Annotated in this window: 12 protein-coding genes and 1 pseudogene; 9 read left to right on the top strand and 4 right to left on the bottom strand. The window is 72.0% G+C overall.

The genetic code is table 11. The features are described 5' to 3' along the window. Positions 1-53 precede the first annotated feature (53 nt). The 5 genes and pseudogenes from HNR07_RS24360 to pheA all read left to right on the top strand — a co-directional run bounded on the left by HNR07_RS24360 (position 54) and on the right by pheA (position 3,699). A complete protein-coding gene (locus HNR07_RS24360; RefSeq protein ID WP_184366953.1) occupies positions 54-668 on the top strand; it encodes an ATP-binding protein in 615 nt (204 codons plus the stop codon). A 153-nt stretch (positions 669-821) separates the two neighbouring features. Continuing rightward, complete coding sequence (locus HNR07_RS24355; RefSeq protein ID WP_184366952.1) at positions 822-1,178, top strand: STAS domain-containing protein; 357 nt, start codon at positions 822-824, stop codon at positions 1,176-1,178. A gap of 56 nt (positions 1,179-1,234) precedes the next feature. After that, a pseudogene (locus HNR07_RS24350) lies at positions 1,235-2,033 on the top strand (glycosyltransferase family 2 protein). Positions 2,034-2,075: 42 nt separating this feature from the next. Then, positions 2,076-2,714: a DUF4446 family protein gene (locus HNR07_RS24345; RefSeq protein WP_184366951.1), complete on the top strand. Its 639-nt coding sequence runs from the start codon at positions 2,076-2,078 to the stop codon at positions 2,712-2,714. Positions 2,715-2,751: 37 nt separating this feature from the next. After that, positions 2,752-3,699: a prephenate dehydratase gene (pheA, locus tag HNR07_RS24340; protein WP_184366950.1), complete on the top strand. Its 948-nt coding sequence runs from the start codon at positions 2,752-2,754 to the stop codon at positions 3,697-3,699. A 269-nt stretch (positions 3,700-3,968) separates the two neighbouring features. Here pheA and HNR07_RS24335 read toward each other — a convergent pair whose 3' ends face one another. After that, positions 3,969-4,151, bottom strand: coding sequence for a hypothetical protein (locus HNR07_RS24335; RefSeq protein ID WP_184366949.1), 183 nt, complete (start codon positions 4,149-4,151; stop codon positions 3,969-3,971). Between the two features lie 147 nt (positions 4,152-4,298). On the opposite strand from HNR07_RS24335, the gene serS reads away from it, so the two are divergent. Further along, the gene (gene serS / locus HNR07_RS24330; RefSeq protein ID WP_184366948.1) at positions 4,299-5,579 is read left to right on the top strand and encodes a serine--tRNA ligase; all 1,281 of its coding nucleotides are present in this window, start codon (positions 4,299-4,301) and stop codon (positions 5,577-5,579) included. A gap of 115 nt (positions 5,580-5,694) precedes the next feature. Here the strand turns inward: serS and HNR07_RS24325 are convergent, their stop codons facing one another. Next, positions 5,695-6,249 carry a bacterial proteasome activator family protein gene (locus HNR07_RS24325; protein ID WP_184366947.1) on the bottom strand — a complete coding sequence of 185 codons (555 nt, stop codon included), beginning with the start codon at positions 6,247-6,249 and terminating at the stop codon, positions 5,695-5,697. Between the two features lie 33 nt (positions 6,250-6,282). After that, positions 6,283-7,257, bottom strand: a complete 975-nt coding sequence (locus HNR07_RS24320) for an NAD(P)H-quinone oxidoreductase (protein ID WP_184366946.1) — start codon at positions 7,255-7,257, stop codon at positions 6,283-6,285. A gap of 182 nt (positions 7,258-7,439) precedes the next feature. Between HNR07_RS24320 and HNR07_RS24315 the strand changes: the two genes are divergently transcribed. The 3 genes from HNR07_RS24315 to HNR07_RS24305 all read left to right on the top strand — a co-directional run bounded on the left by HNR07_RS24315 (position 7,440) and on the right by HNR07_RS24305 (position 11,395). Further along, positions 7,440-9,317 (top strand): MinD/ParA family ATP-binding protein, encoded by a 1,878-nt coding sequence (locus HNR07_RS24315; protein ID WP_184366945.1) that lies wholly within the window; start codon positions 7,440-7,442, stop codon positions 9,315-9,317. Between the two features lie 106 nt (positions 9,318-9,423). Then, positions 9,424-10,344: a universal stress protein gene (locus tag HNR07_RS24310; protein WP_184366944.1), complete on the top strand. Its 921-nt coding sequence runs from the start codon at positions 9,424-9,426 to the stop codon at positions 10,342-10,344. A 118-nt stretch (positions 10,345-10,462) separates the two neighbouring features. After that, complete coding sequence (locus tag HNR07_RS24305; RefSeq protein WP_184366943.1) at positions 10,463-11,395, top strand: universal stress protein; 933 nt, start codon at positions 10,463-10,465, stop codon at positions 11,393-11,395. Positions 11,396-11,459: 64 nt separating this feature from the next. Here HNR07_RS24305 and HNR07_RS24300 read toward each other — a convergent pair whose 3' ends face one another. After that, entirely contained in the window at positions 11,460-11,675 is a 216-nt protein-coding gene (locus tag HNR07_RS24300; RefSeq protein WP_184366942.1) for a hypothetical protein, read from the bottom strand. Between the last annotated feature and the right edge of the window lie 158 nt (positions 11,676-11,833).

The following is an 11,833-nucleotide window of genomic DNA, read 5'->3' as shown; positions in this document are numbered from 1 at the left end:
AACGGGCGGGTTCCGGGCTGACCGAGAAGTACGAACTCGCAGGGACGAAAGCTGTGTCAGGAGACAACGCCGCACGCGACAACGGGGACCTCCGGAACCCTCTGAAGGTCGAGCGAAGCGTCGTTCTTCCCTATGCCCCGGAAAGCGTCACCGTCGCCCGACAAGGGCTGTGTACCGACCTGCGCGCCCTGGACGTATGCGCCGACCGGGTCGACGACGCCGCCCTCGTCCTCAGTGAACTGGTCAGCAACGCCCTCAGGCACGCGAGCCCCCTGCCCGGCCACGCCGTGGGCGTGTCCTGGCGGGTGGAGGTCGCCCCCGGCGCGGCCCCGGCCGACAGCTGGCTGGAGATCTCGGTGCGCGACGGCGGTTCCAGCACCATGCCGCGGGTGTCGCGGCCCTCCCTGTCCGGCCTGGGCGGCCGCGGGCTGAGCATCGTGCAGATGCTGGCGGGGCGTTGGGGCACCGAGATGGACGCGACCACCACCACGGTGTGGGCGGTCCTGGAGGTCGCCACCGAGGGGCACGGCGGCCTCGACCCGAACGACGCGGGCACAGTGGACGCGGCCGCGGTGGACACGGGTGCGTTGGATGCGGACGCGGCCGACATGGTCGAGCTCGAGCTGCGGATCGAGCGGGGCGAACCCGCCTGGAGCGGTCCGCTCTGAGCCCTCGCTGAGCAGCGCCGCCGTATCCCTTCGCCGCCCTCGCCCCGGGCCCCGTCTCATGCCCTGGGGTACTGGGCGGAGGAACGTGACCGATGTGGGGAAACGCCGCCAACGAGGTGGCCCGGCCCGGCTCTGGCCGCTACAGTCACGTCTGTGGAGTTGAAGATATCAAGCCGATCTCAAGATGACGTCGCAGTGGTAACCGTTGGCGGTGAGATCGATCTGTACACGGCACCCCAGTTGCGCAACGAGCTCGTCGAGTCCCTGGAGGCAGGGGCACGGCGGCTGGTCATCGACATGTCCAGGGCGGAGTTCTGTGACTCGACCGGCATCAGCGTCCTGCTCTCCGCGATGAAGCGTTCCCGCGACCGCGGCGGCGACCTGGAACTCGTGGCGCCCAAACCGGCGGTCATGAAGGTCCTCCAGGTCACCGGCCTGGACGAGGTCTTCGTGATCCACCCCGACCTCGACGCGTTGCCGGTGGCCGCGGGGACCGGCACCGCGCAGTAGCGCCGGTGGCACAGACGCGGCCGGAGCCGCGGGACCCGGGCGGTGCCGGGGTCGCCGTGGTGATCGCCGCCAAGAACGAGGCCGAACGCATCGGCACCACCGTCACTGCGGCGCGCACACTGCCCGGGGTCGACCTGGTCGTGGTGGTCGACGACGGTTCCAGCGACCGCACGACGGCCCTGGCCCTGGAAGCCGGGGCCAGGGTGCTCAAACACGGCCGCAACCGGGGCAAGGGCGCGGCCATGGAGTCCGGCGCCGACGGCGTGCGCCGGATCGAGGCCGCCGAGGCGGCCGAGGGGGTCGCCCGCGCCCCGCGCCACCTCCTCTTCCTCGACGCCGACCTCGGGGTGACCGCCAAGGACGCGGCACCCCTGGTCGAGCCGGTCCTGGAGGGTATGGCGGACATGACCGTCGCGCTGTTCCCGGCCACCCGGATGCGTCTGGGCGGACACGGCTTCGTGGTCCGCCTGGCCCGGGAGGGTGTGCGCAGGACGACCGGTTGGGAACCCGAGCAGCCGCTGAACGGCCAGCGCTGCCTGACCCGGGAGGCCTTCGAGGAGGCCCGTCCGCTCGCCCCCGGTTTCGGGGTGGAGACCGGGCTGACCATCGACGTCCTGCGCGGGGGCATGCGGGTGGTGGAGGTCGAGGTCCCCCTGGAGCACCGCGCGACCGGCACGGACCTGCGGGCCCAGCTGCACCGGGCGCACCAGTTCACGGACGTGGCGCGGGCCCTGGCCGTGCGGGAACTGCGGCCGGCTCTGAGCCGGGCCTGGCAGGGAGTGGCGGGACGGACCCGCCGGTACCGGTCATGAATTGACCAGAAAAATCGGGCACATTGCTCGCAAAAATCGCTAAGAGCGACCCCATGGGTGCGATGTGTAGCGATACGCTCGCGCTGTGTTCACTACGATCATGGCTTCCATCGCTCTGCTCATCGGGCTGGGCGGGCTCGCCCTCGGCGTGTACGCGCTGTACCGGACCCGCGAGGTCCGGGGGGAGTACCGTGCCCTGGCGCAGCGCGCCCTAGCGGTCAACTCCTCGGGGGCCGATCCCCGGGCCGTCCGCGACGTGGCCGTTCTGCACTACGACGCCCTGGAGGAGATGTCGGGCGCCCGTTCCTTCTCCCTGGCCATGCTCAACGCCTACGGTGACGGGGTGGTCGTCACCTCCATCAACGGGCGCACCGAGACCCGCACCTACGCCAAGGCCGTCACCCGGGGTGAGGCCGACCACCTGCTCAGCCCCGAGGAGTACCGGGTGATCCGCTCGGCCCGCCTGGGCAACGGCATCGGCTTCGGGATGCCCGGACCCGAGGCCGCGGAACCGGCCCGCCCCGCGACCGCCGACCCCGCCCCGGATACGGAAGCGCTGGTCACGGTGGTCCAGGGTCCGGAGGGCGCCGAAGGCGGGCCGGACAGCGCCTCGGCTGGCGAACGGGCCGGGGCGGCGGACGGGGACCGGGCCGGCGAACCGGCCGAGGAGCCGGTCAGCGCGGACAGCGGACCCCGCGCGCCGAAACCCCGCCCCGAGAACTGACCGCCCCCGGCCGCCCCGGCCGTATAGCCTGAACAGCATGCCCAACCGTTACGCCTACCTCGGCCCCGAGGGCACCTTCACCGAAGCCGCCCTCCGCGACCTGCGCCCCGACGCCGACGACCGGGCCCGCGTCCCGTGCGACGGGGTGGCGGCGGTCTTCGACGCGGTCCGCGCCGGTGTCGTGGACGGCGGGGTCGTCCCGCTGGAGAACTCGGTCGAGGGCGGCGTCACCACTACCATCGCCGAACTCATCAAGGGCGAACCCCTGCTGATCACCGGTGAGACCGCGGTACCGGTCGAGTTCGCGCTGTTCGCCCGGCCCGGGACCGTGCTCGAGGACGTCAAGCGGGTGGCCACCCACCCCCACGCCCTCGCCCAGTGCCGGGGCTGGCTCGCGCGCAACCTCCCGGACGCGGACGCCCACACCGTCTCCTCCACGGCCGCCGCCGCGCGCGCCGTCTCGGAACCGGGCGCACCCTACGACGCCGCCATCTGCGCGGTCATCGCGGGGGAGCGCTACGGCCTGCGCGCCCTGGCCTCCGGCGTGGGCGACCGCTCCGACGCGGCCACCCGCTTCATCTACCTCTCCCGCGCCGGAACGCTCCCCGAACCCACCGGCGCCGACCGCACCTCCCTGGTCGCCTTCATCGCCGACGACCACCCCGGCGCGCTCATCGAGGTGCTCAACCAGTTCGCCGTCCGCGGGGTCAACCTCACCCGCCTGGAGTCCCGCCCCACCGGCGACGGCCTGGGCAGCTACTGCTTCTGCATCGACGCCGAGGGCCACGTCGCCGAGGCCCGCGTGGGCGAGGCGCTCATGGGCATCCGCCGGGTCTGCCGGGACGTGCGCTTCCTGGGCAGCTACCCGCGCGGAGGGCGCGCCACCGAGATCATCCCGGCGATGAGCCCGCGCTCCACCACCGACGCGGACTTCGCCGAGGCCGAGCTCTGGCTCGCCCGCATCCGCGCCGGCGCCGTGGACTGAGAGGCGCCGTGGACTGAGTTCCTTTGCGCCGCCGCTCCGCCTCGGCGCGTGTTCTCGGCGTTTGCGGAGGGATTCGGGTTCAGGCAGACACAGCATCCCCGCCCGCGCCCACCCGTCACCCGCCACCACCCGCAACGGGCGCCTTCGGCGCAGTCCATGTTCCGGCACGTTCCGCGCCGGCGGCTTGTCCCGCCGTGCACTGTGTTTCAGGGGATCGGCCTCCCCGGCGAACGAACGCAAGAGAACCCTCCCCTTAGGGATGAGGCCCTTCAGGCATCGACGGGGGCCTCAGCGCCGGTCTGGCCCTCTTCGAAGAGCCACTCCTCCGCGGCGGCGCGGCGCAGTTCCAGGTACAGCGCCAGCCGCAGCGCGGTGTCCTCCGGGCGCGCGTCGTCGAGCGCCTCCAGCGCTTCGGCGAGTTCCTCCGTGGTCATCTCACCCAGCGGTTTCACGACTACTCCCCATGGTCGGTGTGCCGCCGGAAGCCCTCACTCCCCCGGTCGGCCCTTCGTAGGGGATACGGGGCGCGGGACGTTTCATGACGTGACTGTCGGCAAAAGATGTGGGTCCGGGCCGGGGCGGGCGGTAACCTGCAAGACGTGATCGACCTTCGCGCTCTTCGAGAAGACCCCGAACGACTCCGTGCATCGCAGCGGGCCCGCGGTGAGGACCCCGCTGTGGCCGACAAGCTGCTCGAACTGGACGCCAGTCGCCGCTCCGCGCTGACCCGGTTCGAGACACTGCGCGCCGAGCAGAAGAGCGTGGGCAAGTCCGTCTCCAAGGCCTCCCCCGAGGACCGCGAGGAGCTCCTCACCCGGGCCAAGGCGCTCTCCGCCGAGGTCAAGGAGGCCGAGGCCGAGGCCGGACGGCTCGGTGACGAGCTCGACGCCGTCCTGAAGCGGGTACCCAACCTGGTCGAGGAGGGCGCTCCCTCCGGCGGTGTGGACGACTTCGTGGTGCTGGAGACCGCGGGCGAGCCCCGCGAGTTCGACTTCACCCCGCGCGACCACCTGGAGCTGGGCGAGATGCTCGGCGCCATCGACATGGAGCGCGGCGCCAAGGTCTCCGGCGCGCGGTTCTACTTCCTCAAAGGCGTGGGCGCCCAGTTGGAGCTGGCCCTGCTGAACATGGCGATGAACCAGGCCATCGAGGCCGGTTTCACCGCGATGATCCCGCCGGTCCTGGTCAAGCCCGAGACGATGGAGGGCACCGGGTTCCTCGGCGAGCACTCCGACGAGGTCTACAACCTGCCCGCCGACGACCTCTACCTCGTGGGCACCTCCGAGGTGGCGCTGGCCGGGTACCACGGAGGCGAGATCCTGCCCGCCGACGCGCTGCCCCACCGCTACGTCGGCTGGTCGTCCTGCTTCCGCCGCGAGGCCGGATCCTACGGCAAGGACACCCGCGGCATCATCCGCGTGCACCAGTTCAACAAGGTGGAGATGTTCGTCTACACCACTCCGGAGCAGGCGCACGAGGAGCACCAGCGGCTCCTGGCCTGGGAGCGGGAGATGCTGGACAAGCTCGAACTGCCCTACCGCGTGGTGGACATCGCCGGCGGCGACCTCGGCACCAGCGCGGCCCGCAAGTACGACTGCGAGGCGTGGATCCCCACCCAGGAGACCTACCGCGAGCTCACCTCCACCTCGAACTGCACCGAGTTCCAGGCCCGCCGCCTCAACGTGCGCTACCGGGACGAGGAGGGCAAGCCCCGCTTCGCCGCCACCCTGAACGGTACGCTCGCCACGACGCGGTGGATCGTCGCGATCCTGGAGAACCACCAGAGGGAGGACGGCTCGGTCGTCGTCCCCGAGGCCCTGCGGCCCTACCTGGGCAAGGACGTCCTCGAGCCGGTCCAGGCGTCCAAGGCCAAGAAGTAGGCACAGCGGTAGTCAGAAACGCACGAGCGGAGCCCGTCCCCGGTGGGGCGGGCTCCGCTCGCGTCTACGACAGGCTTGGGCCTCCGTTGCGGGGGGCTACAGGGTTGTAGGGGCCTTACAGGTACGGGCCCGAACCCATGTGCGGCTGCTCATCCTGGCCCGGGCCCTGGGCGCCGGGGCCCCGGGCCTGGAGCCCGGACATCCCCGGGGGAAGCGCCTTGCGCATGTTCTCCAGCTGGGCGCGGGCCGCCATCTGCTGGGCGAACAGTGTGGTCTGGATGCCGTGGAAGAGTCCTTCCAGCCAGCCCACCAGCTGGGCCTGGGCGATGCGCAGCTCGGCGTCGCTGGGCGCGGCACCCTCGGCGAAGGGCAGGGTCAGCCGGTCCAGCTCCTCGATGAGCTCGGGGGCGAGCCCGTCCTCCAGCTCCTTGATCGAGGAGGTGTGGATCTCCTTCAGCCGGGCGCGGCTGGCCTCGTCCAGCGGGGCCGCCTTCACCTCGTCCAGCAGCTGGCGGATCATGCTGCCGATCCGCATCACCTTGGCGGGCTGCTCCACCATGTCCGCGAGCGAGCGCGGCTCTCCCGAGCCGTCCTCGGCCCCGGTCCCGTGGTCGTCCTCGGTCCCCACCACCAGGACCTGTGGTTCCTTCTGGCTGTCTGCGTTGCTCATCTATCCCCTAGTTCGGCTGTATACGGCACGCGGTCAACGGGTGAGAAGGATCTTGCCGGTGTGCGCGCTCGACTCCATGACACGGTGCGCCTCCGCCGCGTCCCGCAGGGGCAGGGTGCGGTCGACGACGGGGCGGATGGCTCCTCCCTCTACCAACGGCCAAACCTGCTCCAGTACTCCCGAGACGATGGCCGCCTTCTCGGCCTCGGGCCGGGAGCGCAGCGTGGTCGCCTGGACGGAGAGGCGTTTGGCCAGCATGCGGCCCAGGTCGATCTCGGATCGCCGCCCGCCCATCAGCCCGATGATCACCAGACGGCCGTTCGTGGTCAGCGAACGCAGGTTCGCGTCCAGGTACGAACCGCCCATGATGTCGAGGATCAGGTCGGCGCCGCCCTCGGCCCGCAGACGCTCGGTGAAGTCCTCGGTCCGGTAGTTCACCGTGATCTCGGCGCCCAGCTCGCGGCAGCGCTCCAGCTTCTCGTCGCTGCCCGCGGTGACCGCCACCCGCGCGCCCAGGGCGCGGGCGAACTGGACGGCGAACGTGCCGATCCCGCTGCCGCCGCCGTGGACCAGGACGGTCTGCCCGCAGCGCAGGCCGCCGACCATCACCAGGTTCGACCACACGGTGCAGGCCACCTCGGGCAGCGCGGCCGCCTCGACCAGGTCCACCCCCTTCGGAATCGGCAGGAGCTGGCCGACCGGGACGGCGACCTGCTCGGCGTACCCGCCGCCGGTCAGCAGGGCGCAGACCGGGTCCCCCACGGACCAGCCGGAACCCTCGGCTCCGGGGCCGAGTCCGGTGACGGTGCCCGAGCACTCCAGGCCCGGATACTCGGACGCGCCGGACGGCGGCGGATAGTTGCCCAGGCGTTGGGCCACGTCAGCCCGGTTGACCGCGGTGGCTGCCACGTCCACCAGGACCTCGCCCTCCTGGAGGACGGGGTCGGGGACCTCGGACCAGGACAGGACCTCGGGTCCGCCCGGTTCGGTGATTCGGATCGCGTGCATGGGGCCGACAGTACCCAGCCCGTGGAGGGGACGGGAGTGGGGGAACACTGTTCAGCGCCCATGAAGGGATGCTTTGCTTGGTCTGTGCGGGTAAGAGAACCCCGAGGGCCCACCCCGACACCCCGAAACCCCGAAAGGGCCCGACCTCCACAGCACGCCCCCTTGACGCAGGAGTAGCCCCGGTGGCACAGCACGAACAGAACGGGTCAGGCGCCGAACCGGAGTCGTACGAGCGCACGGAGTCGATCCGGCGCCGGACGGACGACTCGGCGGAGTTCGGCGAGTCGGCGACCGAGGTCACCCAGGGCCCGTCCACGTCCGAACCCGCGCCCGCCCCCTCGCCCAGGGAACAGTGGTTCGGCGGGTTCGAGGGGGCGCCGCCGCCACCGCCGCCCTACGCCCAGGTCCCGGAGGACACCCCGCCCCCGCCGCGGGGGACCCCCTTCCGGGCGCCGGCCCCGGAGGAAGCCGCGGGACACGCCGAGGACGACGGGGCCACCTCCGACGAGCCGTCGGACGACCCGGCTGACGACGCCGACGACCCGGAGGAGATGCGCAGTAGTACGGTCCGCCTGATGCCCGGCAGCCGGAACCGCCCCCGGCCCTCGGGGCCCTGGCAGGAGGAACGCCGCCCGCAGCGCCCCCAGCGTCTGGGACAGGACCCGCTGGGCCCGCGCAAGCTGCGCGGCGACTCCGACGTCCCCGAACCCGAACAGCTGCCCCCGCTGGAGGCCGAGCGCACCGAGCGCCTGGGACCGGGCACCCCTCCCCGCAACGCACCCCTGGCACCGTGGAGCACCGAGGAAACCGGGCCCTCGAGCGCCCCAGCCGCCGACGCCGGGCCCACCGGAGCCGAGCCGGTCGGTACCTGGTCTGTCGGTACCGGGTCTGTCGGTACCGAGGCCACGGGCACGGAGAGTCTGGGCACGCCCAACCCCTGGGGCGCCCCCAGTGGCGGAAACGCGGTGCAGCGGACCGAACCGCTCCCCGAACGTCCGAACCCGCCTCGCTCCCTGACCGGGCCGCGCGACCCCGGATCGGCACACTCACCCCGGGCCGGGACCGGAGCCCCGGGACGGCCGCCCGCGCCCACGTCATCCCCCGCCCCCGCCACCCGTAACGACGCGGACCAGGGCGAGACCTCCGACTCCCTCAACGCCGCCACCCTGGTCCGCAACCGCCGCCAGGGCCCCAGCACCGGGTGGCGCAAGGCCGTGCACACCGCCAGCCTCGGCCTGATCAACCCGGGCGAGTCCGCGCGCGTGCTGCGCCAACGCGAGCTCGTCGCCCGAGCCTGCACACCGGTCGCCTCCGGCCACCACCGGGTGGCGGTCCTGAGCCTCAAGGGCGGGGTCGGCAAGACCACCACCACGGTCGCGCTGGGCGCCACCCTGGCCTCCCTGCGCGGCGACCGGGTCCTGGCGGTCGACGCCAACCCCGACCGCGGGACCCTTTCGGACAAGGTGCGCCTGGAGACCGCTGCGACCATCCGGGACCTGCTCAACGAACGCCACCTGGTGTCCCGATACGCCGACATCCGCGGCTTCACCTCCCAGGCGCCCAGCCGCCTGGAGATCCTCGCCTCCGACCGGGACCCGGCGGTCTCGGAGGCCTTCAGCGACGCCGACTACCGCGAGGTGGCCAGGATCGTCGAGCACTTCTACTCCATCTGCCTCACCGACTGCGGCACCGGACTCCTGCACGACGCCATGCGCGGGGTGCTCGGCCTGGCCAACCAGGTGGTGCTGGTCAGCTCGGCCTCCGTGGACGGGGCGCGCAGCGCCAGCGCCACCCTCGACTGGCTGGAGGCCCACGGCCACGTCGACCTGGTTCGCGGCGCCGTCGTGGTGCTGTCCATGGTCCGCTCCAACGCCAAGAGCAGCGTCGACCTCAACCGGTTGGAGGAGCACTTCGCCGGACGCTGCCGCTCCGTCGTGCGGGTCCCCTGGGACGGCCACCTGGAGGAGGGCGCCGAAGTGGACCTGGAGCAGCTCGCGCCCGCCACCAAGGACGCCTACCTGCAACTGGCCGCGAGCGTGGGCGAGGCCTTCGCCCGCTAGCCGGAGCGGGGGGCCGACGAGGGGAGGCCGGACAACGCGCGGGTCTCCCCTCCCTAGGTTTCCCACCGCTCGATCCCGACAATGGAAGGGAGGGGAAGAGGTGGACATGAACGCACAGGAACGCCCGCCCGCGGTCATCGTGGGGGTGGACGGCTCACCCACCGCTCACGCGGCACTGATCTGGGCCACGGAGGCCGCCGCCCGGCGCCGGCAACAGCTCCGGATCGTGCACGGCCTCGGTGTGCCGATGGTGATGGGGACCTTCTCCGACTCCAAGTCGGAGCGGTACAAGGCAGGCGAGGCGGCCCGGGAGGCCGGGCACACCGTCCTCACCGAGAGCTCCGACTACGCGCGCGGCGCCCGGCCGGAGCTGGACGTGGCCACGGTACTGGCCCCGGAGGACGCCCCGGCGGTCCTGCTCAACGAGGCCCGGCGCGGGGACGTGATCGTGGTCGGCTCCCGTGGTCTGGGCGCTGTGCGCGCCATCATGCTCGGCTCGGTGAGCGTGCGGACCTCCTCGCACGCGCCCTGCCCGGTGGTGGTCGTGCCCGAGTCCGACGACCGCGACCGACACCGGGGGAAAGTCGTCGTGGGCGTGGACGGCTCGGACTCCTCCCGCCGGGCCCTGCGCTTCGCCCTGAACCACGCGCTGGCCACGGAGTCGAAGGTCGTGGTGGTCAACAGCTGGGAGGTGCCGCTGCCCGCGGACGAGGCCTCCCTCGCGGCCGACGCCCAGTCGCTGCACGAGGAGGTGTTCGACCGCCAGTCCGAAGAAGTCGTCGCCGGGGTACTGGCCGAGGTGATCGACGACCGGACCCAGGAGCTGGACATCAGCGCCGTCCGGATGCAGGCCAACGCGGTGGAGGCCCTGCTCGAAGCCGGTGAGGACGCCGACCTCATCGTCGTCGGCTCCCGCGGCCGCGGTGGCGTCCGGGGCCTGGTCATGGGTTCCACCAGCCAGGGGGTCCTGCACCACGCCCGCGGACCCGTCGCCGTACTCCCGCCGCACTCCGACGAGACCGACTGACTGCCCAGAGGCGAAGGTCCCTGCCGCAGGGACCTCTTTCCCCGCGCCCTTCCCGCATGATCCTGCTCTACTTGGTGATGATGGTGTGCAGCGCTGGATCACGTCCCAAGGGGGAACAATGGCAAGTAGTCAGGCCCGGCAGGCCAAGGTCATCGTGGGTACGGACGGGTCGGACCACTCCGGTGCGGCGCTCGAATGGGCCGCCGCCGAGGCCGTACGCCGCGGGGTCCCACTGCACATCGTGCACGCGCTCGGCATGCCGCTGATCGTTTCGGCCTACGGCGGACCGACTCGCTTCGGGCCCACCGACGAGATCTCCGACCAGGCCACGGTCGTGCTCACCAACGCCGTCGCCCAGGTCCAGAAGTCCCAGCCGACCCTCGAGGTCGATTCGATGACCGCCCTCGAAGAGGCTCCGCTGGCCCTGATCCGGCAGGCCCACCCGGGCGACCTCATCGTCCTGGGCACCCGTGGCCTGGGCACCGTCGCGTCGATGTTCGTCGGCTCCGTGAGCGTGCGCGTGGCCGCCCAGGCCCCGTGCCCCGTCGTGGTGGTCCCCTCCGACGAGGAGGGCAAGCCGGCGACCACCAAGCTGGACCGGATCGTCGTCGGCGTCGACGACTCCACGACCGCCCGCCGGGCCCTGGGCCTGGCCGTCAGCCTCGCGGCCGAGGCCGACGCCGAACTCGTCGTGGTTCACAGTTGGGAACTGCCCTACCCGTACGACCCCGTCGCGATGACCGCCGCGGGCTACCGGCCCCAGCCGGAGGTCCTCGAGCAGCACGCCGACGAGTTCGTGGCGGCGCTCATCGCCGAGGCCATGGACGAGCAGCGGGACGACGTCGACGTCCAGGTCACCGTGGTCAAGACCGAGACCAACCCGGTCGACGCCCTCCTCGAAGCCTCGAAGGAGGCCGACGCCGTCGTCGTGGGCTCACGGGGCAGGGGCACCGTCCGCGGATTGCTTCTCGGCTCCGTCAGCCAGGGCATCCTGCACCGCAGCAAGATCCCCGTGGTGGTACTGCCCAAGCACGCCGAGGAGAGCGATTAGGGGTTCGTCGCACCGCTCGGGGCCGTCCGCTCTCGCGGACGGCCCCGAGCCGTGTCGGAAGGGCCTACCCGTCGCGCTCTGACCCGCCCGATTCGCGGGCGCCGTGACCGGCCAGGACGTAGGCGCCGCTCACGACGAAGGGCGCGAGCACGAAGAAGTAGACGACCCACGTACCTCCGAAGTAGGGGACCAGCACCGCCAGGGCGCCGGCCGCGAAGATGATCCCGAGGATGACCCACAGGACCTTCTGTCTCCAAGGGGCTCTTCTGATCGTCCTCACCTCGAACTCTCGTGGACGTACCGCCGGGCGATGTGTATCGGAGCGGTGACTCCGGGGCATACCTGTGTCAGAGCGGCCCAAACCACCGCGAGGGTCCGCACAGGGGGACCGGCCGTGCGCGAAGCCTCCCCACCTGCACGGACCCAGCCCGTCAAGCT

Origin of the sequence: Nocardiopsis metallicus, from assembly GCF_014201115.1 — a bacterium.
GTDB lineage: Bacteria > Actinomycetota > Actinomycetes > Streptosporangiales > Streptosporangiaceae > Nocardiopsis > Nocardiopsis metallicus.
The sequence above is the reverse complement of the archived record's forward strand: the minus strand, read 5'-3'. Positions and strand labels throughout refer to the sequence as shown.

Bases quoted from the DNA above. Each gene is read 5' to 3' on its own strand.
- pheA (WP_184366950.1), top strand. From the start codon at position 2,752: ATGCCCAACCGTTACGCCTACCTCGGCCCCGAGGGCACCTTCACCGAA.
- HNR07_RS24310 (WP_184366944.1), top strand. From the start codon at position 9,424: ATGAACGCACAGGAACGCCCGCCCGCGGTCATCGTGGGGGTGGACGGC.
- HNR07_RS24320 (WP_184366946.1), bottom strand. From the start codon at position 7,257: ATGCACGCGATCCGAATCACCGAACCGGGCGGACCCGAGGTCCTGTCC.
- HNR07_RS24305 (WP_184366943.1), top strand. From the start codon at position 10,463: ATGGCAAGTAGTCAGGCCCGGCAGGCCAAGGTCATCGTGGGTACGGAC.
- HNR07_RS24325 (WP_184366947.1), bottom strand. From the start codon at position 6,249: ATGAGCAACGCAGACAGCCAGAAGGAACCACAGGTCCTGGTGGTGGGG.